The following is a 23,712-nucleotide window of genomic DNA, read 5'->3' on the forward strand; positions in this document are numbered from 1 at the left end:
ACGTCATAATATTACTATATAGAATAATACCATATAGTATTATAATGCTGCGAGAGATACAGGTCAATCCTTTTTTAGAGATGATTTTTTTCGGAAAATCTTCAACGGCTTTGACATTTTTTCTGTTTTCCGGTAGAATAGGAAGCCGTTCGAGAATGGAAGTCAGGAGACGAGGATTATGAAATATTTAAAAGAATGGTCATGCATATGCAGGAGGGAAGTCTCTGCTTTGAGGGCGGCGAAACTTCTGATGCTGATTTTGACGCCTGTAACGGCCTTTTATCTTATGCAGTTTATATACGGAGGCTACCCATGGATGTATTCCCTCCCTGTAGTAGCTGGTAATGCGGCCTGTATTGCGGCTGTCTATTATATTTTTGGAGCTTTGACGGGAGGCATCGCGTGGACCAGTGTTCTGATTCACGTGCTGGCCGGCCTTTTAGGTGCTGCAAATTATTATGTAAAGGTATTTCGCGGAACTCCGATTCTGCCCTGGGATATGACGGCTTTCCGAACGGCTGCGGCCGTATCCGGAAGCTACCGCCTCTTTCTGACATGGCAGATGGCTGCCGGAATTTTTTTGACGGCCGCTGCGGCTGTTCTGCTGTATCGATGGTCGAAGGACAGGAAGCTTTCCATAAAGAAAAAACGGTATCGTCTGATTCTTCTGGCCGCCGGTATCCTTTGTCTGGAGCCGGTAATGAATCCGGGCATTTTGGAGAAGATGGGAATTTCCACAGACGTGTGGAATCAGGCGGAAGCGTACCGGAAAATGGGCGTTCTGGCAGAATTTTTATGTAATACGAGATTCATGGAAGTAGAAAAGCCGGAGGGATATTCTGCGGAGGCATATGAAACGCTCATGTCCCCTCTTGGAGAAAACGGAATACGGCAGTTGACGGGGGAGTACGGAAGCGTTCCGGCTTCTTCGGATGACCTGATTACAGATCATACCCAGAAGGCGATTGATAAAAATGCGGACTTCCGGCCCCATATCATAGCAATCATGAATGAATCATGGGCAGACTTCGAAGAGTTTGGAAACCTCTCTCTGAACCGCAGTCCTATGGATAAGATTAATTCCCTAAAGGGAATTCATGGAACTGCATATACGTCTGTATTCGGATCGGGAACGAGCGCCAGCGAATTCGAATTTCTGACAGGCAATACGATGGCATTTCTTCCGTCAGGAAGTATTCCATATCAGCAGTACATATTGAGACCATCGCCTTCCCTGGCCTCTTTTCTGAAAGAAAAGGGGTACAGCACTACGGCGATCCATCCCGGAGAGCGGACGTCCTGGCAGAGGGACAAGGCGTATCCGCTTCTGGGATTCGATACCTTTAAGTGTGCAGAGGATATGGACGTGAAAAAGACAGAGGAACACGGATATATCAGCGACCAGTCTTCCTTTGACCAGATCATATACGAATATGAGCATCGAAAACAGGGAGAAAAAATGTTCCTGTTCAATGTGACGATCCAGAATCATGGAAGCTATACGGCCGATTATCCGACAGAGGTTTATCTGACCGACATGCCTGGCGCGTATCCGATGGCAGAACAGTATCTGACGCTGGAAGATAAGACGGATGAAGCGTTTGCAAAGCTGGCTGCTTATTTTGAAAAACAGGAAGAGCCTGTTCTGATTGTGATGTTCGGAGATCATCAGCCTTCTCTGGAACAGGGATTTTTCGATATGGCTTATGGAGTGGAACAGAAGGATATGACCATGGAGCAGTATATGGGGAAATTCCGCGTCCCATATGTGATCTGGGCGAATTACGAGCTGCCGGAACAGGGAGCGGATGAACTTATGAGCCTGAATTTTCTCTCCCAGTTCCTCTTGAAATGCGCCGGAATGGAAGAGGGATGGTATGGGAATTTTATCGAGGAATTTAGAAAAGAGATACCGGCGCTCACCTTCTCCGGTTATTTCGGAAGTGACGGAAAAGCATACAGCCACATGGAAACAAACGGCTATGGAAAGATTATGGAAAAATACAAAATCGCCCAGTACGGAACCCTTTTCTCACAGTAAATATCAAAAAAAGCAATAAGGCGGCGGAGTTTTGAGCGGCCCCATTACATGCTCTAAGCAACTTCTCAATCATGGTTTCTTCCGTGATTTGTGAAGCTGCTTAGGGCATTTTTTACTTTCCGGGAAGGATTTTGTTCTTACACTGGAACGCCGTTTGAATTTTCGTTTACAAAAGAGGACATGGAAAGCGAGGAATAAATTTTTTAACTCCTGTATGATGAACGCAGGGAGGAAAACGATGGATTGGCCTCGTGTGGTCATTCCTAAATATGGACTGCCGTTTAAAGAGAAAAAGAAAAGGAGATTGAATGATGAAGTATGAGAATGAAATACGTGAAATGGAACCTGCCCTTAAGGGGCAGGGTATGGCTTGGAAGGGAAATCCTGCCAAATACAGTGAAAAAATCCAGGTTCTGATTAAGGAGGGCGAACATGGCGGCGATTATTGTTGAAGATCTTGTGAAACAATTTCAAAACGGCGTACGGGCATTAAACGGCCTTTCCCTGACGGTTCGGACCGGAGAAATTTTTTCCCTGCTGGGTCAGAATGGGGCGGGGAAATCAACGCTGATTAATACATTAACTACGTATCTTCGTCCAACTTCCGGAAACGTTAAGATGTTCGGAATGGATATTTGCAGGGAAGCGGCAGCCATTCGGCCCCAAATCGCCTGTGTGTCGCAAAAAATATCAATAGACACTTATTTATCTCTAATTGAAAACATGATGTTTCAAAGCAGGATTTATAAAATTCCTAAAGAGGAAGCAAAAAAGCGCTTGGAAATCCTGATCGGCTGTTTCGGTCTGGAGCAGTATTTGAAATATCCTGTCGCGTCTTATTCCGGAGGCGTAAAGAGGCGCCTTGACATTGCACTCAATATGATGTCAAATCCAAAGATATTATTTCTGGATGAACCGACTGTTGGAATGGATATTCAATCACGCCGGGCCATGTGGAACATGATGGAAAAAATCCGTGGGGATTTTGGGACGACAATATTTTTAACTACGCATTATCTGGAGGAAGCAGACCGTTTGAGCGATACAATCTGCATTATGAAAGATGGAAAAGCAGCAATACAGGGGACACCGAACGCTCTGCGTAAATATTTACGCCAGGATTTGCTGAAAATCTGTTTTTCCGATAAGGAATCAGCCAGGCAGAATCAGCGGCAGATTGGTGAGATCTTCGCGGACAGGAACATGGAGCTGAGGGGAGAGCATTTTATGATTCCGGTTGTTAACGGACAGGAGGATTTATCGCGGGCAGGGAATTTTTTACTCAGCCGGCAGATTCCGTTTACCGGATTGGAACTCATACAGCCTGAGATAGAGGACGTTTTTCTCCGTTTAACGAGTGACAGGGAGGGATGTGCATGAGCGTAATACCATTTCTTTGGAGGAACATGAAATGGCGTTTTCATAACGCCTTTACAATCGTTATTACAATTCTGCAGCCAATGCTGTGGCTGGTTTTATACAGCGCCGTAGCCGGTCAGTCCATGAAAGGCGCGGGGATTCCCAACTACACAGCTTTTATTCTTCCCGGCCTTGTCGTTCTCGTATCATTCGGCTGCTGCAGCAGCAGTGGTATTATGAACTATCTGATGAAAAAGGACGGAAGCTTTTACCGGGTCCTGATCGCACCGGTAAAAAGAAGTTCGATAATCATTGGACAGCTTTTCGAGGCGGTATTATGTACGTTTCTTGAGGTGGGAATTATGTTTGCAGTAAGCAGTTTCTTCTCTGTTCATATCGCCTCTGGATTTGCAGGGGGATTGATGATCGCACTGATTGTATTTTTATCAGCCTTTTTTACAGCAGGGCTGGCCTATGCAATCAGCTTAACCCTGCCTAATGAAGTCGTATATGAGACGGTGATGAATGCAGTCGTCCTTCCTATTTTCTTTCTCAGTACGGCGCTGTTTCCGGCAGACTCATTGTCAGGAGCGTTAAAAACAGCAGTCTGCCTGAATCCGTTTACTTATGTGATCAACACGCTGCGGTCGCTGGTTTTATATGGGAATATTGAGCCTGCCGCATTGTACCGTGTATTTGCTTTGCTGATCGTCATGTGTGCCGTCAGCTTTAGCTGGGCATACTGCAGATTGAGAAAAGAAACAGGTTTGTAATTCTGCCGTTATGTTATTCATGAACGGATGGACGGCTGCGGTGGAATAACAGCAGCAGGCCGCCGTAGGAAGAGGAAAGCACGGCAGCGTGCAGGCAGATTGTCAGGAATACGGGCAGTGAGGCCATGAGGGCGGGCACCGGACCGGCAGAAAAGACAAATCGCGTAATACCTGCCGATAGGATCAGAAAAGCCGACGGCTTAACGATCATATTCCAGGCGTTCCAGGAAAAAGGAACACACTTTTTCAGGGAGTACAGGTGGAGCAGGGAAAGAAAAAGCTCACTGGCCAGCATGCCCCAAAGAAGCGCGCGTATGCCGTACTTTGGGATTCCAAACAGTACAAAGCTCAGCCGCATGACGAGAGCCGCCACGTTTTGGACGAAAGTGGTCGCCGTTCTGCCGAGGCCGTTCAGGATACTGCCCGTGGTGGTGGAAAGGTAGAGGAACGGGCAGAGCCAGGCCAGCGTTACGATGTAGTCGCCGGCGTTCGCATCGTGGAAAACACTGCTTCCAAGTCCGGAGCCGTAAAAGGTGAAGATACCGATACACAGGATACCCATATACAGGCTGTAACGGATCGACATGGAGATGGTGGAGGAAATACTTCTTTTATTTCCCTCGGCCTGAGCCTTTGCCACAGTAGGCAGGAGAAGGACGGCGATGGAGTTGGTAATCGCCGACGGAAACAGGATAAACGGAAGGGCCATTCCTGTCAGAACGCCGTATACATTCAGGGCATCTGAGGAAGAGAGGCCAAATACACGAAGTCTGTTCGGGATCCAGATGGCCTCGGCGCTAGCCAGGATATTCAGGATCAGACGGTTGCCCATGAGCGGTACGGCAAGGGTCATAAGAGGGGCCGCCGCTTCAAAAAAGAAGGATGAAAAGGCGGATCGGACCGAACTGCCGTCATGGCCGGCAGCCTGCAGCGCTTGGGGCTGAACAGGCAGATGGACAGGATGGTGTAGAGAGAGGAAGCCGCTTCGCCGATGAGATGGCCCATAACGGCCAGCTGTACGGTGATAACGATTCCTTTTTCCGTCATGATGTCTGCGAGCAGGAAGACGGCGCCGATACGGACGATCTGTTCGGCCAGCTGGGAGAATGCAGGAACTTTCGTTTTCTGCATACCATAATAGTAGCCGTTAATACATGCATGGACGGCGGAACATGGAACGGATACGGCGATAAAAGGAAGCAGCGGGGCACACCGCTCTTCCAGAAGGACTCTGGCAGCGAGAAAATCAGACAGATGCCAGATGAGCGCAGCCAGGACAGCGGACATGGAAAGGGAGATGACCAGTCCGGCCAGGAAAATGGATTTCCCCTTCTTCATGTGTGCGGCTACGGACTGGGATATGGCTGTCTGAATGGAGCCGGCGCAGAGAGCAAAGCAGATTCCGAACACAGGATGTACCATGTTGTAAAGTCCCAGGCCTTCCGCCCCGATGGTGCGGGACAGGAAAATCCTGTAGAAGAAGCCCAGGATGCGGCAGAGAAAGCCGGTGGATGTCAGCAGAAGTGTGCCTGCTAAAAATGCTCGTTTCTGTGGAGAAAGGTTCATAGGCATTCCTGAAAATGAAAATTATTATATTATATTTGGGACAAAATTTGATTATTCCTATTGAATTTCTAGGAATATACTATATAATGGAAATGTAGATGAAGCTTTGAACTTCTTTTCTACAGGAAAGAAAGGCCCGCGGCACGGGGAAAGGTGCAAAACAGCGGGAAGAAAGGCGGAAAATATTATGAAACAAATGATTTATCTGGACAATGCGGCGACGACCAAAACAAGGCCGGAAGTGGTGGAAGCCATGCTGCCGTATTTTACCGAATACTATGGAAATCCATCATCAGTATACGGATTTTCAGACGAAAGCAAGAAAGCCATTTCCCATGCCAGGGAAGTGATAGCAGATTCTCTTGGCGTTAAGGCCAACGAGATATATTTTACAGCGGGAGGCAGTGAGTCCGACAACTGGGCGATCAAGCAACAGCCGAAGCTTACCAGCTAAAGGGAAATCACATTATTACCAGCAAAATTGAACACCATGCGGTTCTTCATACGTGTGAATACCTGGAATCCAGAGGATTTGAAGTGACATACCTGGATGTAGATGAAAACGGACTGGTGAATCTGGAAGAACTGAAGAAAGCCATTCGTCCGACCACGATCCTGATTTCCATTATGTTTGCCAACAATGAGATCGGAACTGTGGAACCGGTGAAAGAAATTGGAAAAATCGCGAAAGAACACGGTATTCTGTTTCATACGGATGCGGTGCAGGCATTTGGCCATCTTCCGATCAATGCAGACGAATACGGAATCGATATGCTGAGTGCCAGCGGCCATAAGATCAACGGGCCAAAGGGCATCGGATTCCTTTATATAAGAACGGGATTGAAGACGCGCTCCTTCGTACACGGCGGAGCACAGGAACGCAAGCGCCGCGCAGGGACGGAAAACGTGCCCGGCATCGTCGGATTCGGCAAAGCGGTAGAGATCGCCATGGCGACCATGGATGAAAGAATGAAGAAGGAAACCCAGCTCAGGGACCGCCTGATGGAAAAGGTGATGGCTACCGTACCATATACGAGAATTAACGGCGACAGAGCAAAGCGCCTTCCGAACAATATAAATTTCGCCTTCCAGTTCATAGAGGGAGAATCCCTTCTGATTATGCTGGATATGGAAGGAATCTGCGGTTCCAGCGGTTCCGCATGCACGTCAGGTTCTCTGGACCCGTCCCATGTGTTGCTGTCCATCGGACTTCCTCATGAGATTGCCCATGGTTCCCTGCGCCTTACGCTGAACGAGGAAAATACGGCAGAGGAAATGGACTACGTAGCAGAAAAAATTGAAAAGATCGTGGAACGGCTGAGAAGCATGTCTCCGCTTTACGAGGACTTTATGAAGAAACAAAATCTTGCCAGAAAGTAAGAAACGGCAAACATTTCAGAGAAAGGAGACGGGGACATGGAGCGAAGTGTCCCCGAGTTGAACATATATGTATACAGAAAAGGTAATGGATCATTTTGAACATCCCAGAAATGTGGGAGAGATAGAAAACCCAAGCGGCATGGGAACCGTAGGCAACGCAAAGTGCGGAGATATTATGAGAATTTATCTGGATATCGATGAAAACCAGGTGATCCGCGACGTAAAGTTTAAGACCTTCGGGTGTGGAGCTGCCGTTGCTACGAGCAGTATGGCAACGGAAATGGTTAAGGGTAAATCCGTACAGGAAGCCATGGAGGTTACAAACAAGGCGGTATGTGAGGCGCTGGACGGCCTGCCTCCTGTAAAGGTGCACTGTTCCCTTCTTGCAGAAGAGGCAATTCACGCGGCTCTCTGGGATTATGCTGAGAAGAACGGTATTGAGATCAAAGGCTTGAAAAAGCCGAAATCCGATATCGGCGAAGAGGAAACGGAAGAAGAGTATTAGAATGACCGGAATCGGCATGTAAAAAGGGGGATAAGAACATGTTCAGGGATATGTATTATGCGGTGAAAAGTCCGGCCGAATATAAAGAGTTTCTGACGAGGAAGAAATGGAAGATCTTCTTGTACGGCGTCCTTTTGATTACAATTTATTTTCTTTTGGTAAATGTTTTTCCCTTTGCCAGATTCCAGATTATACACGGTGGATTTCAGACGCTGGCAGAGCGGTACATCCCCGAATTTGAGCTGAGGGACGGAAGGCTGTATATGGATGATACATTCCATGTGGACCAGGCCGGTATGTATATGGATGTGGATACAAGCTCCGTATGGGTGGAAAACCAGCAGCAGGAAGTCATGGAAATAATGAGAAGCCGTTACTACAGTACGGTCCTGATCGTGGACAGCAAAACCTTGGCCATGAAAAACGATGGAAAAATCCAGATGATCGATTTCAAGGATCTGAGCGGAATGAATCTGACAAAGTCCGATATATATGGATATATTCCCATGCTCAATATCATCCTTGCAGTTATTATGGTGGTCTGGTATTTCTTTGATATCGCGCTGTTTTTCTTCGGAGTGCTCATACTCAGCCTGCTGGGGCTGATTGTCAGAGCAGTGATGAAGACAGAGCTCACCTTTGGCCAGATATTTATCATGGGCGTTTATGCGAGGACATTGTCCATCGCCATTAAGGCAGTGCTTAACATGTTCCATGTAGGAGTGCCGTTTTTCTGGATGATGTCGATGATCATTTCCGTGGTTTATCTCAGCCTGGCATTTAAGCATATCAGGGAAGAGAGAGAAGAGCAGGAACGGAAAGCTGCTTTGGAGGCAGACAGCATTGCCAACCCAGAGAGTGAAACGTACGGCGGAACAAGATCAGATTATGAGCAGTAAATGAGGATAGGAATGGAAAAGAAAAAAGTTGTGGTAGGTATGTCAGGCGGCGTGGATTCTTCTGTAGCCGCCTGGCTTTTGAAAGAAAAAGGATATGATGTGATCGGTGTTACGATGCAGATCTGGCAGGAAGAAGACAATCTCGTTCAGGAAGAGAACGGTGGCTGCTGCGGTCTGAGCGCCGTTGAGGACGCCAGGCAGGTGGCCTGGAAACTGGGAATTCCATATTACGTTATGAATTTTCGCAAGGAATTCAAGGAAAACGTTATGGACTACTTTGTAGAGGAATATCTGCAGGGAAGAACGCCCAACCCCTGCATCGCGTGCAACCGTTTTGTTAAATGGGAATCACTTTTAAAGAGGAGCATGGATATCGGAGCCGATTATATAGCGACCGGTCACTATGCCAGAATCGAACTGCTGCCAAACGGCAGATATGCCCTTCGCAAATCGGCTACGGCGGCCAAGGATCAGACGTATGCGCTCTATAATCTGACCCAGGATCAGCTGGCAAAGACGCTGATGCCTGTGGAGAGTTTACGAAGGATGAAATCAGGAAAATGGCGGCAGATTTAGATTTGACGGTTGCCCATAAAAGGGACAGCCAGGAAATCTGTTTTATCCCGGATCACGATTATGCGAAATTCATCGAGGAAAGCACGGACAGCGTGCCTCCGGAAGGGAATTTTGTGGACGTGGAAGGAAATGTAATCGGACGCCACAAGGGAATTACCCACTATACCGTAGGTCAGAGAAAAGGGTTGAACCTGTCTATGGGGCATCCCGTTTTTGTCAAGGAAATCCGGCAGGAAACAAATGAAGTCGTGATCGGAGATTCCCAGGATGTATTTACAAACCGCCTCTGTTGTAGTAATCTAAACTGGATGACTGTGGACGGACTTCATGGGAAAACCATGGAAGTGACGGCAAAGATCCGTTACAGCCACAAAGGAGCAAAATGCCTGATCAGAGAGCTGGAAGACGGCACGGTAGAGTGCAGCTTCGAAGAGCCGCAGAGAGCCGTGACTCCAGGACAGGCAGTTGTATTTTACGACGGAGATTACGTCGCAGGAGGAGGAACAATTATATGAGAAAAGAGTGGAAAAAGCTGGCTATGGCAGCCATGGTGCTGACACTCGGCATAGCAGCTTTAAACGGCTGCGGAAAGAATGAAAATGCAGATGCATCTGCCGCCGTTTCCAGCGAAGGCGAGGCGGAGACAGAAGAGGTTTTGCAGGTTCATGCAGAGAGCAGCAGCGTTGAGGCTGAAGTGATAAAGGAGACGGCTCCGGCTATGAAAGACGTGGAGGAGACGGTCTATGTAACAGGGGATACTGTAAATCTGAGAAAAGACGGATATGCATCGGCAGAGGTTGTAGAAACGGTAGCAAAAGGAACACAGCTAAAACGGATCGGCTACAGCGACACATGGAGCAGAGTCATCTATAAGGATCAGATTCTCTGTATTTCTACCCAGTTCGTGTCCACGACACCGCCCGAAACAGAGGCTCCGACGGAAGCGGCCGTTCAGACGTCCGACGGAAGCAGTATTTCCCTGAACCCATCATGGAAATATGCAGATTTCTCCAAGATCAATTCCGGGGCGGCCACTCTTTACAAGTCACAGGCAGCTGACCGAAAAGGAATTACTGTATGCGTGAATGCAGGCCATGGCACGACAGGCGGCACAAAGGTCAAGACTTTATGCCATCCGGATGGTACGCCAAAGGTTACGAGCGGTTCCACAAAGGCTGGCGCTACATCGGCAGCAGCGGTGTCAACTGGAATGGAATTTGCCGACGGAACGGCGGAAGCGAAAGTGACGCTGGCTATGGCAAAGACATTTAAGGACAAGCTTCTGGCAGCAGGCTATGACGTGGTGATGATCCGTGAGACAGACGACGTTCAGCTGGATAATATCGCCAGAACGGTGATCGCCAACAATACGGCGGACTGTCATATCGCCATTCACTGGGATTCCTCTACCAATGACAAGGGCGCTTTTTATATGAGCGTTCCAGATATCGCCTCCTATAAAAATATGGAGCCGGTGAAATCCCACTGGCAGCAGCACAACGCCCTTGGAGAGAGCGTAATCGGCGGACTCAGAGCGGCAGGAATCAAGATATTCTCCAATGGAGCGATGGCTATGGACCTGACACAGACGTCCTATTCCACAGTCCCGTCCATCGATATTGAGCTGGGCGACAAAGTTTCCGACCATTCCCAGGCCATGCTGGATAAGCTGGCAGCCGGTATGGTTGCAGGCGTCAACACCTATTTCGGAAAATAAAAAAAAGTTCCGCGCCCGAAAAGCGCGGAACTTTTTGCTACGGATTGACCGTCAGGTCAAGCCCGTTTCCCGTAGTTTTTATGGAGCGAGGCGGCCTGTGCGCGGGGCATGCAGGTTATCACTGGTATGAAAGCCAGATTACGCCTCGCCCATCGTACGGATCAGGTTCACCATTTCTATGGCGCTTAATGCGCAGTCAAAGCCTTATTTCCTGCCTTCGTACCGGCCCGTTCGATGGCCTGCTCGATGTTTTCCGTAGTGAGAATGCCGAACATGACGGGAACGCCGTTTGTCAGGGAAACCTGGGCAATTCCCTTGGATACCTCATTGCAGACGTAATCATAATGGCTGGTACTTCCTCGGATTACGGCGCCCAGGCAGATTATGGCGTCGTATTTCCGGCTTTCTGCCATCTTGGAGGCGATCAGTGGAATTTCGTACGCTCCCGGCACCCAGGCAATATCGATGGAATCATCTTCCACATCGTGCCGTTTCAGCCCGTCCAAAGCTCCAGAAACAAGCTTAGAAGTGATGAATTCGTTGAAGCGGGCGGCAACGATGCCGATTTTAATTTGTTTTGCAGTTAATTTTCCTTCTAAAATGTTCATAATTGAATCCTCCTTTTGGTTAGCGGTAGTTTAATAGGTGACCCATCTTTGCCTGTTTTGTTTTCAAATAAAACAGATCGTGAGCCGTCGCATCCATCTGAATCGGCACCCGCTCTGTGATGTCCATGCCGTAGTCAGACAGCTGATAAACCTTGTCGGGATTGTTGGTCAGCAGCCTCATGGTCTTAACGCCGAGGTCCTTCAGTATCTGTGCGCCGATGAAATATTCTCTCAGGTCTCCGGCAAAGCCAAGAGCCAGATTTGCTTCCAGAGTATCCATACCGCCGTCCTGAAGCGCATATGCGCGAAGCTTGTTGATCAGGCCGATTCCTCGGCCTTCCTGACGCATATACAGAAGGATTCCACGCCCCTCTTTTTCGATCTGGGTCATGGCGGCGGCGAACTGCTGCCCGCAGTCACACCGGAGGGAACCAAACGCATCCCCTGTCAGGCATTCCGAATGGACACGGCACAGAATATCACGACCGTCTCCGATCTCTCCCTTCACGAGGGCAACATGGTGTTCCCCGTTCAGCAGGTTAATATATCCATAGGCCTGGAAATCTCCGTATTTTGTAGGAAGCTTTGTAACGGCGGCAGGTGTTACCAGTTTATCGTGTTTCCTGCGGTAATCCTGAAGAGATTGAATCGTAACGATTTTCAGATTCCACTGTTTGGCCAGAGCCATCAACTCCGGCGTGCGCATCATGGTACCGTCATCCCGCATAATTTCACAGCACAGGCCGCATTCCTTCAGACCGGCAAGACGCATGAGATCAACAGTAGCTTCCGTATGACCTGCCCGCTCCAGAACGCCGTTTTTCCTGGCAAGAAGGGGGAACATATGGCCGGGACGGCGAAAGTCCTCCGGCTTTGCATCCGGATTGACGCAGGACCTGGCAGTGATGCCGCGTTCTGCCGCGGAAATACCGGTCGATGTGCTGATATGGTCTACGGATACGGTAAATGCCGTTTCATGATTGTCGGAATTGTCCGTTACCATCTGCGGAAACTGAAGCTTTCGGCAGAGCTCTGCCCCCATTGGCATACAGATCAGCCCCTTGCCGTGGACAGCCATGAAGTTTACGTTTTCTGTCGTGGCATGTTCAGCAGCGCAGATGAAGTCTCCTTCATTCTCCCTGTCTTCATCATCCGTAACAAGAATGATCCGTCCATTTTTCAGGTCTTTTAATGCTTCTTCGATCGTATTGAATTCAAACATATTGCGTACCTCCTAATATCCATATTGATAAAGAAATTCCTTCGAGATGCCCTGCTGAGAAGACTGGCTTCGGGTTCCCAGCAGTTTTTCCACATACTTTCCGATTACGTCATTTTCCAGATTGACAATGTCACCAGTTCTCTTTTCTGTAAGCGCCGTGTGCTGTGAAGTATGTGGAATTACGGAAACGGAAAAATTGTTGTCATCCACCTTTGCTACAGTAAGGCTGATTCCATCGATGGTTATGGAGCCCTTTTCTACGATATACCGCAGGACGTCAGGAGAGGTGCGGACTGTGTACCACACGGCATTGCCGTCTTTTCTGACGGATGAGATGATGCCTGTCCCGTCCACATGGCCGGAAACGATGTGGCCGCCGAACCGTCCGTCTGCAGCCATGGCACGTTCCAGATTTACAAGGCTGCCGGGACGTAGAAATCCGAGAGAGGAACGGTTCATCGTTTCGTGCATGACGTCGGCGCAGAATGACGAGGACCCGATGGATGTGGCCGTCAGGCAAACACCGTTTACTGCAATACTGTCCCCTTCCTTTATGCCGCCGATCACGACAGAGCACTGTACGGTGAGGATGGCAGAAAAGCTGCCTTTTTTAATTGATAATACCTTGCCGGTTTCCTCTATGATTCCTGTGAACATGGGATCACCTCGCTTTCCAGAAGGATGTCATTACCGAGAACTGTGACGGAAGGGGGGAGAAGGCGGAAGGCCTGGGAAGGAAACTGGACTCCGTCCCCGCCTACAGGTGTCTTCGCCGTCTGTCCGCCAAACAGTTTCGGGGCGATATAAGCCTGAACTTTATTGACGATGCCGCTCTCCAGAGCCGACCAGTTCAGAATGGAGCCCCCTTCCAACAGAACGCTGTCGATCTTCTGTTCTCCGAGGAGCTTCATGCAGGCGTTCAGATCGACATGACCGTTTTTGGACGGAACGGTAAAAATTTCGCATCCTGCCTCCAGATATGGCATATGAAGCATTTGATTCGTACAGCAAGTGAAGATAATTGTACGTGCAAGCGATATTGTAGTCACGACCTGGGCGCTGAGGGGAGTTCTCAGGCTGGTATCACAGATGATACGGACCGGGTTGCGTCCGCCTTCAATACGGCAAGTAAGCAGCGGATCATCGGCCAGGACGGTGCCGACTCCCGTCATGATGGCGGCGTACCTGTTTCTGTCCTTATGGACGTGACGGCGTGCTTCCTCTCCTGTAATCCATTTCGATTCACCGCTGACGGCCGCCGTTTTGCCATCCATGGTCATGGCATATTTCATTGCTGTGTAAGGGGTATTATGACGTATGAAATGAAAAAATACCTCATTTATCCTGTCACATTCCTCCTTCATGACTCCTTCGTCTACCATTATGCCGTGGCCACGCAGGATCGGAATGCCTTTTCCGGAAACAACAGGATTTGGATCTGATGAACCGATTACCACCCGGCTGATTCCGCTCTCGATGATGGCCTCCGTACAGGGAGGCGTTTTTCCCTGATGGCAGCACGGCTCCAGCGTAACGTACATGACGGAACCATTAGGGGATTCACTGCAGGAGGCAAGAGCCTGCCTTTCCGCGTGAGGTCCGCCGTATTTCTCATGGTAACCCATTCCGATAATTCGGCCGTCTTTGACAATTACGGCGCCTACCATCGGATTGGGATTGACCCGTCCGCAGCCTTTCTGCGCCAGGGATAGAGCGAGTTTCATATAATTCTGATCTGACATATGGAAATGCCCCCTTTCAAAAAACATGTGACTTCAGCAGCCGGATTTCCCATAAAATGAAAAATACCCCGAACATTTCTGCTCAGGGTATTGAACACAGTCTTTCGTATCTTCTCATCTGTGATAGGAAACGTAAAATCCATACGGATACCAGTCCCCTTCAGACAAGAAAAAATTCCGTCAACGGAGCATTTTTTATTTCAAAGGACGAACTTCCTATGAAACAAAAAACTCTGAAATGATAAAATCATTCCAGAGCAAATATGCACGTTGGACATACGAAAAAATCCTGTACAATCTTCTTTCATCCAGACTATACTGTCGGCTTCGGAATCACACCGAATCATGCCTTGCGGCTCGTGGGCTTTACCACCGGTAGGGAATCACACCCTGCCCTGAAGATATATTTATTAATTGCTCTCAGTATAGTAAAAATGGGGAGTAAAGTCAAGAAGAAATTAAAACCATAGAAGACGTTGCAAAAAATGAAAATATCGTGTATAATTCTATAGAACTTTCGTTTTGAATGAGGAGACGTATCGAAGCGGCCATAACGAGCTTGACTCGAAATCAAGTTGCCGGGCAACTGGCACGTGGGTTCGAATCCCACCGTCTCCGCTCCAAAGCCCCAGTATTTGCTGGGGCTTTTCTTTTTCGTGTTGCACCATTTGGACATCCGACAATATAATGGTAATAAAGAGCAGAACTGAGGAAAAGCTGATGTGATTATGAGAGCTGGGACATTTTGCTTTATGATTTTGGCATTTGCCAGTATGATGTTTTACCATTTACATGCGTATAGATTCTCCATGTCTATATTTGAAAATAAATATAAGTTCCAGTTTGGAGTGGGGCTGTCTTTATGTGCAAATTTTTTACTGTTGCTGGCGGCTTTGTATCTTATGTTTCCGATGACATTATTGTTTTTGTTTGTCTATCTGTTTATCCTGCTGGAATATATGGCTTTTTTCCGCGGCAGACTGGTTGCATTCGTCTTTACCAGCGGAACCTTCCTCTTCCATATCATGAATGTGTATATGATGTTTTATGGCTTGTTTTCTTTGATTTACGGCAGTTTCAGCATGAACAAATCCATAAACAGCAGTTTAAATGCCAGCCTTATTTTTATTGTTCTGCTGGTCCTCAATATTTTCCTGGAAGTATTTCAGAAAATAGTTGATAAACAGGTTATTCAGCTGCTGATTAAAAATATCAGCCAGCTGTACTTTGTTACTACCTCTTTAATGATTATCAATGTTTACCTCTTTATCCTCAGTATATCTTATACTTTAGAATCAGTGCTCAACAGTGTGCTTCCGCTGTTTTTGCTAATTACTTCGGTTTTGCTGTTCGGAGCATTTTATACGGCGTTTAATCATGCAGTCAGAATGAGCATTTTGGCGGAATATGAAATAAAATCAAAAACATTGGAGAGCCAGCTGATGAAGAGCAATCAAAATATCGACAGGCTGGAGTCTTTTGCCAATTCGGATCCTCTGACAGGTGCTCCTAACCGCCGGTACGGTTTACAGGTACTGAATTATCTGCTGCATGAAAAACAGAGATTTTGTATCTGTTTTATCGATTTGGATCATCTGAAATATGTCAACGATGCATTCGGGCACAGTGAAGGGGACAAATATATCCTTTGCGTAATCCGTGCACTGATCCAGGTCTTCGGAGAGAAAAAAATCTGCCGGATGGGCGGTGATGAATTCATGATTCTATGGAAGTCCAATGAGAGAGAAGCAGAGGAACTGTTAAAAAGAGCTGTAAAGCAGATGGAAGAAACTGCAAAACGGTCAGGATTTAACTTTAAGCCGTCAGTCAGCTACGGAATACTGGAAGTGGACGAAGAGAATTTTATGGGAGCATCAGAGATTCTTGATATTGTGGATCAGAGAATGTATGCGCAAAAACAGGCAAAAAAACATCAGAGACAATGACCCCTTTATTCAGATGGGGATATGAAAACTGCTTTTACAGGTACGCTCAAATAAGTAGACAAATGGATGAGAGGACGCTGCGAAAGTAAAATCAGAATGCTGTTTTTCCACTTTTGCAACGCTCTTATGTTTGCTCCCAACCTGATGAAATTGATAAAATAGATCGGAATGAAGGAAGTACTCATATTAAAAAAGGAGAGTACTTATGAAGGTTAAAACAGATCCCAATCGCTTACGCCAGATTTATTATGCCGGCGGTTGTTTTTAGGGAGTACAGGAATAGTTCTCCAAAATCCCAGGTATTCACAGGGTGGTTTCCGGATATGCGAACGGCCGGATTGATCATCCGTTGTATGAACAGGTATGCACTCAGAATACAGGATTTGCTGAAGCAGTACAGGCCGGAAATTTATTATACGGATGACAAAGATAGGGCTATATGAAAGGTAGTGTTCAATAGCGTCCAGAAATATTACGATGGAAAATGAGCGGTTTTAGAAGAGCTGAAGAACATTTCCCCGGCTGAGGATTATCACCAGGATTATCTGCATAAAAATGAAAATGGATACATATGGAGCGTATATCTCCCTGGTGGTCTGAAAAGAAGGCGGATAGAGTCAGCGGCGGTGCATTGCACCGTCATGTTTCATCTTGTGATTGAGATGATAAATAATGCGGCTGCCGACTGGGCGATTCATACGACAGAGACAAAAACAGTTTGACAAGCAAGTACGGCATATGATAATATATATCAATAAAATGAATGAAATTGATCGAAAACAGTTGTTTTTTGTAAGGGGATATAGCTCAGATGGGAGAGCGCTTGAATGGCATTCAAGAGGCCGTGGGTTCGAGTCCCATTATCTCCACTATAAAAAGCCCTTGAGTTTGCTGGGAAATCAGCAGATTCAGGGGCTTTTTTGTGTTCCCAAGAGTTTATGTGCCGGGGGCTTGGGGAGTACAAACAGCCTGATGAGCGGCAATTGTCGCCAAAGTGTCCCCGAGCTGCATAAAAATGGAACTGATTAGAGCAATTTCTTCAGGACTTTTTCCTTCCGCAAGACAGCATGCCAGAGACGATATAGAAAGAGCTAATTCACAGGATTGCATATCATTCACCTCAGGTCATGATATGCAGTGAGCAAAATGGATAGAAGCAGGAATTATAATTTTCTATGGGAAAAAGTCGAGCAGGGTATAAGAATCTGTAAACACAGGATTGCTGGTGATATCTTTACCGGACCAGAAAATGGAGCAGTCGCTGGTGAACACGAAGGAATAATAAATGAAGAAAATTGTCTCACCATATGATCTGGACAGAGGATCAGTAAAAGAAATTAATTTCTGGACAGAGCTGTTGGATTTAAACGGAACCTCCGACAACTTTAGCCTGAAACTGCAAACTTGCGGTACCAAGGGAAGCAATACTGGGTATGGTATACGTCAACGTATTGTTTGTAACGGTTGGGGTGGCAGCCGTTCCATTTGCAGTAAAAGAGCCGGCTACAAAGGTAGCGCCTGCCGGAATCGTGTCGGTGAAAGGAAGATTCGTCAACGGATTTAAACCTACATTTGTTATGGTAATTGTATAGGTCAGAGTATCCCCAATACTTGCCGTTAATTTGTCTACTGCTTTAACAAGTGTGGGAGCAAGGAGCAGAACCGTCGATACGCTGTTGCTGTTTATGGGATTTCCGCCATAAGTCACGCTGGCAGTATTGTCCAGTTTATTTATAAGAGCCATAGAGTTTACCTCGTAAAATATTGTTTGATTTATCATATGCAGCAATTGGACAAAGTGATTTTTATAAAACGGCATGCCATAAAATAAAGGAACATATGTGTAATTGCAGGATACATTGACATATGTTCCGTTGTGTCAAACTTATATGGAACCGGTTGACAAGGATATTTTTTAAGCCTATACTTTACCATAAAGGCATACACATATCAAATATATGACAAGTGTATGATTTTGGAGCGAGGGTAAGGGGGGAAACGTTTTGGATAAAAAAGAAATGCTGGAGCTTCTTCATCAGGACATTGTTCCGGCTTTGGGGTGCACGGAGCCGGTATGTATAGCGCTGGCAGCAGCAGATGCGGCAAAGGCTGTCGGAGGAAGAGTGAAACGGCTGCATGCAGAGCTCAGTAAAAATATATATAAAAACGCAATGTCTGTGGGAATTCCAGGCTTTAACCAGGTTGGAATTCCATATGCCGCCGCTTTAGGCGCATGTATTGCAGATCCGTCGACCGGTTTGGAAATATTCAAACAGATAGATGAAAAAGTTGCCGGGGAAGCACGGAAACTGGCTGATAGCGGAGGAATTATCCTGTCTGTTTCAGAAAATGAACGCGGCATCTATGTACGCTGTGAAGCAGAGACTGAGAATGGAACGGGAATCAGTGTGATACGTGGTGGGCATACGAATATAGTTCTCACCCAGGCCAATGATACTGTCCTGGTGAAACGTGAAATGGATTTACCGGCTTCCGGATCGGTGCTGCTAGATCGGCTGAAAATGATGACGGTTAGCGAGATACGGGCGCTGGTGGCATCGGCAGATGAAGAAGAGCTGGATTTTCTCATGGCGGGCGCCGAGATGAATCAGATACTGGCTGACTATGGATTGCAGGAAGGACAGGGAATCGGTATAGCGGAGGTCCTGAACAGGAACTGTGGTGGAGCAATCATCGGTAATGGCCTGATGGAACGGATTATGGTTCAGGTGGCCGCGGCGACGGAAGCACGTCTGGAAGGCTGCCCTTACGCTACTATGAGCAGCGCGGGAAGCGGAAGCAAAGGGATCGCTGTGATCCTTCCCGTTATGGAAACGGTACGAACCATAGGCGCTGACCGCCGGACAGCCCTTAAGGGACTGGCGTTCGCTCATCTTTTAAATGAGTACATAAATGCACACATTGGAAAACTATCCGCAGTATGCAGTTGCGCAATGGCTTCCGCCACAGCAGCTTCCGCTGCCGTTACATGGCTTCTGGGCGGTACGGATGAACAGATCGGTTGGGCAATCCGTAATATGACAGGCAGCATAGCCGGAATGATCTGTGACGGCGGAAAGACAGGGTGTGCACTCAAACTGTCTGCAGCTACAATGACAGGAATCATCAGCGCATTGCTTGCTGTGAACGGTGTAGGTCTCCGGCCTACGGACGGGATTTGTGCGGAGACGCCGGAAGCGTGCATCCGCAGTATGAGCCGCATCAGCAGCCCGGGCATGGTGGAAACGGATGGAGAAATTCTCAGGATCATGGTGGAAAAAGGGATACAGGCAGCAACATAAGCAGTAACTGTATGGAAATATAAGAAGAGATAGAAACAAAGATAGAAACAAAGATAGAAACAGAACTATAAACAGAACTATAAACAGAGGTAGAAACAGAACTATAAACAGGAGGAGAGAAACGATGAAAGTTGGAATTATACGTTGTATGCAGACAGAGGACTTTTGCCCAGGATCGGCTGATTTTAAGGCGATTCGTGAGAAAACAGGGGCATTTGAAGGGGTAGAAGAAGAGATTGAAATTGTCGGTTTCATTAACTGCGGCGGATGTCCCGGAAAAAAGGCCGTTCTTCGTGCCAAGGAACTGGTTCGGCGCGGGGCCGATACGATTGTCTTTGCATCCTGTATTCAGAAAGGGACGCCGATTGGTTATCCATGTCCGTTCGCTAAGCGTATGAAGGAAATCGTTGCAGCAGCAGTCGGAGATGAGATGAAACTGATCGATTATACTCATTAATAAGCAGACGAAAGCTGCGCTCCGACAATGGGTGAGCTGCGTTAAAAAAGCAATGAGCGTGTGGCAGAAAAGCAAAAAGCAATGCCCTCGGTTTCAGATGGAAGGCTCTGGCAGCGCCTTGGAACAAGATCTGGTATCGAGGGCATGTCTGATTTCACTTATACAGTATCCTATTTACATTAGTGCTCTTCCTTATACACGTCCACATCCTTTTTAAACTGTTTCCAGGCATCTTCGTGTTCAACAAAATAAAGGGGACATGGCTTGCCTTTTACATCATAGTGGCGAATGATGTCATTTTTTTTCAAGTGAAATTCCGATTTCAGCCAGGCGGTAAGCCTCACAAGAGACTGATAAGTTTCGGCGGTGAACTTACCGCTTTCGTCAGGATGACAGCATTCGATGCTTATGGTATCGATATTCCTGTTATTGGAGGCATAGGCAATTTCAGTCAGCGGAACGCACTGAATAATTTCGCCGTCAAGTCCGATAACGAAGTGGCTGCTTACGGACGTTGTCTTTCCATTTGGATCCTGTTTGGCCAAATTGTTGAAAAAATTGCGGTTTTTCTGTGCGGAGGTACCGGGATTGGCCGTATAATGAACGACGATCCCCTTTACTTCTTCAAGGGGTGTCTGAGGCCTGGAAAATGGATTTGGATCGATAAGCTGTACGTCAATCCATGCCGGTATTTCTATGGATGAGCCGTCGATATGAGGCCTCCACAGAATGAGCCGGACAGCTAAAACACCGGCAGCCAGAATAAGCAGGAGCAAAGTATATATGCAAAAACGCAGGAAAGCCCTTTGGCGCCTGCGCTTTTTTTTCATGGCGGCATGACGGGCACGGATCTGCCTCAGCCTTCTCTCTTTTTCACGTTCTTCTCTTGTCATATGTATCTCCCCAGGTCATAGCTTGTGAAAAACAGGTTTCCTCTGTGAGTAAGTCGTATAGTAGCGGTAACCGCAGAATTTTAAAAGTTCCTCCGCGCGTCTGAAATCATATCCGACATATTTGGAATCGTGGGCATCGGAACCGACCGTTACAATCTCGCCTCCCAATTCCCGGAATCTACGAAGAATATCGGGGTGGGGGTTAGGCTGTCCCAGGCCATAGCGCAACCCGCAGGTATTGCATTCAATCCCCTTTCCATTCTCTGCAAGAATGGAAAGCAGAGGCTCCAGATACCGGCAGTAGGACTTATATGTGTAAAACTGCCCTTTGTGAGGGCCATAACGGATAATATAGTCAATGTGGCCGCAGACGTCAAAGCTGCTGCAGCTTTTCACATTTTCCAGCAGATTATAAAAATACTGTTCGTATGCGGCGCGTTCATCCCGCCCTTCAAAATACGAAGGATAATAGGGGTCCATGCCATCGACAAAATGGGTGGAACCTATGATGAAATCAAACGGATAGCGTGCAGCAATATCACTGCAGTATGAACCAAGGCTTGGAAGCAACCCCATTTCAATGCCGATACGAAGACGGATTTTATTGCGGTATTCTTCTTTTAAGGCGGGCAGCGTTTCCCAATATGCGTCAAAATCCAGATTGAAATCAATCTCACCAGAATCAACGCCATAATCATTGTGATCGGTGATACATAGCTCGTCCATACCGAGTAAAATAGCTGTTTCGATCATGTCGCGTACGGGCGCATCGCTGTCTCCGGAGAACTGCGTATGTATGTGAAAATCGGATAACATGGGAAAACTCCTTTCCTCATTCATGCTGTAGAAAAAATACTGTATGTATTATAACTAAAATATACAGGAAAAGCAATGCAGGTTCGGGGATTTTGTAGAAAAATAAGGCAGGCAGATGGAAAGTGATTGAAATAAATTATCATTATATGATATGATTAGATTGTCTGCGAAAAAATACGAAAGATTTTCTAAGGAGGATATTATGTCGATAAGTGACATTTCCAGCTTGTTTGGATTCCTGGGCGGTCTAGGCATGTTTCTGTATGGTATGAATATCATGGCAGATGGTATGCAGAGAACCGCCGGGGGAAAGATGAAGCAGTTCCTGGGTATGCTGACCAATAACCGCGTGATGGCTGTCGCGCTTGGTGCCCTGATTACTGCGATTATTCAAAGTAGTGGTGCTACCACGGTAATGGTAGTGGGTTTTGTAAGTGCGGGTGTACTGAATCTGGCCCAGGCAGTAGGAGTCATAATGGGTGCCAATATCGGTACGACAATTACTGCATGGATCGTATCCATGAGCCAGCTGGGAGATGCGTTTGAAGTCATGAAACCGGCGTTTTATGCTCCTCTTATTATAGGGATAGGAGCTCTCTTAATGGTTTTCTCCAAAAAGCAGAAGCGTAAGCAGGTAGGAGAGATTTTCGTGGGTCTGGGTCTCCTGTTTGTTGGCCTCGACTTTATGTCAGGCTCTATTTCCCCATATACGGATGCTCCGATTTTTGCGAAGGCATTTGCTCTTTTGGGAGGCAACCCGATTCTTGGAATGCTGATCGGCCTTGCGGTAACAGCACTGTTGCAGAGTTCTTCTGCTTCCGTTGGTATCCTGCAGACTCTTGCCATGAATGGAATTGTTACAACGAATGCAGCGATTTATATCACTCTAGGACAAAATATCGGTTCCTGTGTAACGGCACTGATTTCCAGTATGGGAGGTTCCAGAACGGCGAAGCGGGCGGCAGCCATCCATCTCTGCTTCAATATTATCGGTTCCATTTTGTTCGGCGTGATCGGTCTGGTTGTGTTTACTGTAAGCCCGGCGATTGCGTCCAGCAATATCAATGCAGTGCAGATTTCCATATTCCATACGGTGTTCAACCTGACCAACACGGTGCTGCTGTTCCCATTTGCAAACCAGCTGGTTAAACTTTCCGGAATAATCGTAAAGGAGAAGCCGGGCGAAGAGGAGATCGAGCAGACAGAAGAGGATGTAGCGTTAAAACATCTGGACGAAAGAATTTTCGAGTCTCCGGCATTTGCCCTTGAAACGGCATCTCTGGAGGTAATCCATATGGGACAGATTACCATGGGCAATCTGGACCGCGCCATTAAAGCGCTGGAGAGCGGAAGCTGGGACGATATTAATGAAGTGTATAAAACAGAGAAAACGATCAATAATATGGAAAAGATGCTTACGGAATACCTGATAAAGGTAGATAATCTTTCGCTGACCGAGCATCAGAAGCTGGTCGTTGCAAACCTGTTTTACAGCGTAAGTGATATCGAACGCGTCGGAGACCATTCAGATAACCTGGCGGAGCTGGCTCAGTCCATGGCTGAAAAGAATTACCGTTTTTCAGATACGGCCCTGTCTGACCTGAAATCCATCAGTGATGTGGTACAGGCGGCATTTGAACATGCAGTTCTGGCAAGACAGTACGGCAATATGGACGATGTAAGAAAAGTAAGCCAGCTGGAGGATGAAGTTGATAATTTAGAAGAAGAACTTCGTGAAAAACATATCGAGCGCCTTTCTTCCGGTAAATGTACGGCCTCGGCAGGCATTGTTTTTCTTGATATTATCAGTAATCTTGAGCGTATTTCCGACCATGCATATAACCTGGCAGGATACGTAAAAGACGAAATGTAAAGGAAATTGTAGGAAAAATAAAGATAAAATTATAGGA

Annotated in this window: 21 protein-coding genes, 2 tRNA genes, 3 pseudogenes and 1 riboswitch; of the genes and pseudogenes, 16 read left to right on the top strand and 10 right to left on the bottom strand. The window is 47.0% G+C overall.

The window, feature by feature from the left end:
* The first annotated feature begins 178 nt into the window (after window positions 1–178).
* The 4 genes from DXA13_RS12485 (at window position 179) to DXA13_RS12495 (ending at window position 4,173) form a co-directional block, all read left to right on the top strand.
* Window positions 179–2,041: an LTA synthase family protein gene (locus tag DXA13_RS12485; RefSeq protein ID WP_118244857.1), complete on the top strand. Its 1,863-nt coding sequence runs from the start codon at window positions 179–181 to the stop codon at window positions 2,039–2,041.
* 308 nt (window positions 2,042–2,349) lie between these two features.
* The gene (locus DXA13_RS21035; protein WP_181995660.1) at window positions 2,350–2,493 is read left to right on the top strand and encodes a hypothetical protein; all 144 of its coding nucleotides are present in this window, start codon (window positions 2,350–2,352) and stop codon (window positions 2,491–2,493) included.
* Window positions 2,474–3,421 (top strand): ABC transporter ATP-binding protein, encoded by a 948-nt coding sequence (locus DXA13_RS12490; protein WP_118244858.1) that lies wholly within the window; start codon window positions 2,474–2,476, stop codon window positions 3,419–3,421. The genes DXA13_RS21035 and DXA13_RS12490 overlap by 20 nt, the downstream gene beginning before the upstream one ends.
* A complete protein-coding gene (locus DXA13_RS12495) occupies window positions 3,418–4,173 on the top strand; it encodes an ABC transporter permease (RefSeq protein WP_118244859.1) in 756 nt (251 codons plus the stop codon). The genes DXA13_RS12490 and DXA13_RS12495 overlap by 4 nt, the downstream gene beginning before the upstream one ends.
* A 13-nt stretch (window positions 4,174–4,186) precedes the next feature.
* Here the strand turns inward: DXA13_RS12495 and DXA13_RS23120 are convergent, their stop codons facing one another.
* The gene (locus tag DXA13_RS23120) at window positions 4,187–5,026 is read right to left on the bottom strand and encodes a polysaccharide biosynthesis C-terminal domain-containing protein (RefSeq protein ID WP_347559841.1); all 840 of its coding nucleotides are present in this window, start codon (window positions 5,024–5,026) and stop codon (window positions 4,187–4,189) included.
* Window positions 5,023–5,739 (bottom strand): oligosaccharide flippase family protein, encoded by a 717-nt coding sequence (locus DXA13_RS23125; protein WP_347559842.1) that lies wholly within the window; start codon window positions 5,737–5,739, stop codon window positions 5,023–5,025. The genes DXA13_RS23120 and DXA13_RS23125 overlap by 4 nt, the downstream gene beginning before the upstream one ends.
* A 187-nt stretch (window positions 5,740–5,926) precedes the next feature.
* Between DXA13_RS23125 and nifS the strand changes: the two are divergent.
* From nifS to DXA13_RS12525, 5 genes and pseudogenes are all read left to right on the top strand, one after another.
* Window positions 5,927–7,119: pseudogene (gene nifS / locus DXA13_RS12505) on the top strand (cysteine desulfurase NifS).
* 67 nt (window positions 7,120–7,186) lie between these two features.
* Complete coding sequence (gene nifU / locus DXA13_RS12510) at window positions 7,187–7,624, top strand: Fe-S cluster assembly scaffold protein NifU (protein ID WP_118244860.1); 438 nt, start codon at window positions 7,187–7,189, stop codon at window positions 7,622–7,624.
* A gap of 38 nt (window positions 7,625–7,662) precedes the next feature.
* Window positions 7,663–8,523 carry a DUF1189 domain-containing protein gene (locus DXA13_RS12515; RefSeq protein ID WP_118244861.1) on the top strand — a complete coding sequence of 287 codons (861 nt, stop codon included), beginning with the start codon at window positions 7,663–7,665 and terminating at the stop codon, window positions 8,521–8,523.
* Between the two features lie 12 nt (window positions 8,524–8,535).
* A pseudogene (mnmA, locus tag DXA13_RS12520) lies at window positions 8,536–9,614 on the top strand (tRNA 2-thiouridine(34) synthase MnmA).
* Window positions 9,611–10,816: an N-acetylmuramoyl-L-alanine amidase gene (locus tag DXA13_RS12525; RefSeq protein WP_181995661.1), complete on the top strand. Its 1,206-nt coding sequence runs from the start codon at window positions 9,611–9,613 to the stop codon at window positions 10,814–10,816. The pseudogene mnmA and the gene DXA13_RS12525 overlap by 4 nt, the downstream one beginning before the upstream one ends.
* Window positions 10,817–10,954: 138 nt before the next feature.
* On the opposite strand, the pseudogene ribE reads toward DXA13_RS12525, so the two are convergent.
* The 4 genes and pseudogenes from ribE to ribD form a co-directional block, all read right to left on the bottom strand.
* Window positions 10,955–11,424, bottom strand: a pseudogene (ribE, locus tag DXA13_RS12530) (6,7-dimethyl-8-ribityllumazine synthase).
* Window positions 11,425–11,443: 19 nt separating this feature from the next.
* Window positions 11,444–12,646 (bottom strand): bifunctional 3,4-dihydroxy-2-butanone-4-phosphate synthase/GTP cyclohydrolase II, encoded by a 1,203-nt coding sequence (locus DXA13_RS12535; RefSeq protein WP_118244862.1) that lies wholly within the window; start codon window positions 12,644–12,646, stop codon window positions 11,444–11,446.
* 12 nt (window positions 12,647–12,658) lie between these two features.
* Window positions 12,659–13,303, bottom strand: a complete 645-nt coding sequence (locus tag DXA13_RS12540) for a riboflavin synthase (protein ID WP_118244863.1) — start codon at window positions 13,301–13,303, stop codon at window positions 12,659–12,661.
* Window positions 13,285–14,388, bottom strand: coding sequence for a bifunctional diaminohydroxyphosphoribosylaminopyrimidine deaminase/5-amino-6-(5-phosphoribosylamino)uracil reductase RibD (gene ribD, locus DXA13_RS12545; RefSeq protein ID WP_118244864.1), 1,104 nt, complete (start codon window positions 14,386–14,388; stop codon window positions 13,285–13,287). Before ribD ends, DXA13_RS12540 begins: the two co-directional genes overlap by 19 nt.
* A 292-nt stretch (window positions 14,389–14,680) precedes the next feature.
* Window positions 14,681–14,795: riboswitch (FMN riboswitch) on the bottom strand.
* Between the two features lie 123 nt (window positions 14,796–14,918).
* Between ribD and DXA13_RS12550 the strand changes: the two genes are divergently transcribed.
* From DXA13_RS12550 to DXA13_RS12565, 4 genes are all read left to right on the top strand, one after another.
* Window positions 14,919–15,006: transfer RNA gene (locus tag DXA13_RS12550), tRNA-Ser, on the top strand.
* Window positions 15,007–15,290: 284 nt separating this feature from the next.
* Window positions 15,291–16,334 carry a diguanylate cyclase gene (locus DXA13_RS12555; RefSeq protein ID WP_181995662.1) on the top strand — a complete coding sequence of 348 codons (1,044 nt, stop codon included), beginning with the start codon at window positions 15,291–15,293 and terminating at the stop codon, window positions 16,332–16,334.
* Between the two features lie 310 nt (window positions 16,335–16,644).
* Entirely contained in the window at window positions 16,645–16,758 is a 114-nt protein-coding gene (locus DXA13_RS21835; RefSeq protein WP_243009102.1) for a peptide-methionine (S)-S-oxide reductase, read from the top strand.
* A 372-nt stretch (window positions 16,759–17,130) separates the two neighbouring features.
* Window positions 17,131–17,203 (top strand) — tRNA-Ala (locus DXA13_RS12565).
* Between the two features lie 67 nt (window positions 17,204–17,270).
* On the opposite strand, the gene DXA13_RS23130 is transcribed toward DXA13_RS12565, so the two are convergent.
* Window positions 17,271–17,444 carry a DUF6774 domain-containing protein gene (locus DXA13_RS23130; protein ID WP_347559843.1) on the bottom strand — a complete coding sequence of 58 codons (174 nt, stop codon included), beginning with the start codon at window positions 17,442–17,444 and terminating at the stop codon, window positions 17,271–17,273.
* A gap of 253 nt (window positions 17,445–17,697) precedes the next feature.
* A complete protein-coding gene (locus tag DXA13_RS12570; RefSeq protein WP_118244866.1) occupies window positions 17,698–18,078 on the bottom strand; it encodes a DUF11 domain-containing protein in 381 nt (126 codons plus the stop codon).
* 259 nt (window positions 18,079–18,337) lie between these two features.
* Between DXA13_RS12570 and DXA13_RS12575 the strand changes: the two genes are divergently transcribed.
* Both DXA13_RS12575 and DXA13_RS12580 read left to right on the top strand, forming a co-directional pair.
* A complete protein-coding gene (locus DXA13_RS12575) occupies window positions 18,338–19,636 on the top strand; it encodes an L-serine ammonia-lyase, iron-sulfur-dependent, subunit alpha (RefSeq protein WP_347559844.1) in 1,299 nt (432 codons plus the stop codon).
* A gap of 124 nt (window positions 19,637–19,760) precedes the next feature.
* On the top strand, window positions 19,761–20,093 hold the full coding sequence (locus DXA13_RS12580) for a CGGC domain-containing protein (protein ID WP_118244867.1): 333 nt from the start codon (window positions 19,761–19,763) through the stop codon (window positions 20,091–20,093).
* 179 nt (window positions 20,094–20,272) lie between these two features.
* Here the strand turns inward: DXA13_RS12580 and DXA13_RS12585 are convergent, their stop codons facing one another.
* Both DXA13_RS12585 and DXA13_RS12590 read right to left on the bottom strand, forming a co-directional pair.
* Window positions 20,273–20,986, bottom strand: coding sequence for a peptidoglycan recognition family protein (locus DXA13_RS12585; protein WP_118244868.1), 714 nt, complete (start codon window positions 20,984–20,986; stop codon window positions 20,273–20,275).
* 15 nt (window positions 20,987–21,001) lie between these two features.
* Window positions 21,002–21,802 carry a histidinol-phosphatase gene (locus tag DXA13_RS12590; protein WP_118244869.1) on the bottom strand — a complete coding sequence of 267 codons (801 nt, stop codon included), beginning with the start codon at window positions 21,800–21,802 and terminating at the stop codon, window positions 21,002–21,004.
* A 202-nt stretch (window positions 21,803–22,004) separates the two neighbouring features.
* Between DXA13_RS12590 and DXA13_RS12595 the strand changes: the two genes are divergently transcribed.
* Window positions 22,005–23,675 carry a Na/Pi cotransporter family protein gene (locus tag DXA13_RS12595; protein ID WP_118244870.1) on the top strand — a complete coding sequence of 557 codons (1,671 nt, stop codon included), beginning with the start codon at window positions 22,005–22,007 and terminating at the stop codon, window positions 23,673–23,675.
* Window positions 23,676–23,712: the final 37 nt, after the last annotated feature.

The organism is Clostridium sp. AM58-1XD, assembly GCF_003464085.1.
Classification (GTDB): domain Bacteria; phylum Bacillota; class Clostridia; order Lachnospirales; family Lachnospiraceae; genus Lachnoclostridium_A.

Bases quoted from the DNA above. Each gene is read 5' to 3' on its own strand.
- DXA13_RS12485 (WP_118244857.1), top strand. From the start codon at position 179: ATGAAATATTTAAAAGAATGGTCATGCATATGCAGGAGGGAAGTCTCT.
- DXA13_RS21035 (WP_181995660.1), top strand. From the start codon at position 2,350: ATGATGAAGTATGAGAATGAAATACGTGAAATGGAACCTGCCCTTAAG.
- DXA13_RS12490 (WP_118244858.1), top strand. From the start codon at position 2,474: ATGGCGGCGATTATTGTTGAAGATCTTGTGAAACAATTTCAAAACGGC.
- DXA13_RS12495 (WP_118244859.1), top strand. From the start codon at position 3,418: ATGAGCGTAATACCATTTCTTTGGAGGAACATGAAATGGCGTTTTCAT.
- DXA13_RS23120 (WP_347559841.1), bottom strand. From the start codon at position 5,026: ATGACCCTTGCCGTACCGCTCATGGGCAACCGTCTGATCCTGAATATC.
- DXA13_RS23125 (WP_347559842.1), bottom strand. From the start codon at position 5,739: ATGAACCTTTCTCCACAGAAACGAGCATTTTTAGCAGGCACACTTCTG.
- nifU (WP_118244860.1), top strand. From the start codon at position 7,187: ATGTATACAGAAAAGGTAATGGATCATTTTGAACATCCCAGAAATGTG.
- DXA13_RS12515 (WP_118244861.1), top strand. From the start codon at position 7,663: ATGTTCAGGGATATGTATTATGCGGTGAAAAGTCCGGCCGAATATAAA.
- DXA13_RS12525 (WP_181995661.1), top strand. From the start codon at position 9,611: ATGAGAAAAGAGTGGAAAAAGCTGGCTATGGCAGCCATGGTGCTGACA.
- DXA13_RS12535 (WP_118244862.1), bottom strand. From the start codon at position 12,646: ATGTTTGAATTCAATACGATCGAAGAAGCATTAAAAGACCTGAAAAAT.
- DXA13_RS12540 (WP_118244863.1), bottom strand. From the start codon at position 13,303: ATGTTCACAGGAATCATAGAGGAAACCGGCAAGGTATTATCAATTAAA.
- ribD (WP_118244864.1), bottom strand. From the start codon at position 14,388: ATGTCAGATCAGAATTATATGAAACTCGCTCTATCCCTGGCGCAGAAA.
- DXA13_RS12555 (WP_181995662.1), top strand. From the start codon at position 15,291: ATGTTTCCGATGACATTATTGTTTTTGTTTGTCTATCTGTTTATCCTG.
- DXA13_RS23130 (WP_347559843.1), bottom strand. From the start codon at position 17,444: ATGCAATCCTGTGAATTAGCTCTTTCTATATCGTCTCTGGCATGCTGT.
- DXA13_RS12570 (WP_118244866.1), bottom strand. From the start codon at position 18,078: ATGGCTCTTATAAATAAACTGGACAATACTGCCAGCGTGACTTATGGC.
- DXA13_RS12580 (WP_118244867.1), top strand. From the start codon at position 19,761: ATGAAAGTTGGAATTATACGTTGTATGCAGACAGAGGACTTTTGCCCA.
- DXA13_RS12585 (WP_118244868.1), bottom strand. From the start codon at position 20,986: ATGACAAGAGAAGAACGTGAAAAAGAGAGAAGGCTGAGGCAGATCCGT.
- DXA13_RS12590 (WP_118244869.1), bottom strand. From the start codon at position 21,802: ATGTTATCCGATTTTCACATACATACGCAGTTCTCCGGAGACAGCGAT.
- DXA13_RS12595 (WP_118244870.1), top strand. From the start codon at position 22,005: ATGTCGATAAGTGACATTTCCAGCTTGTTTGGATTCCTGGGCGGTCTA.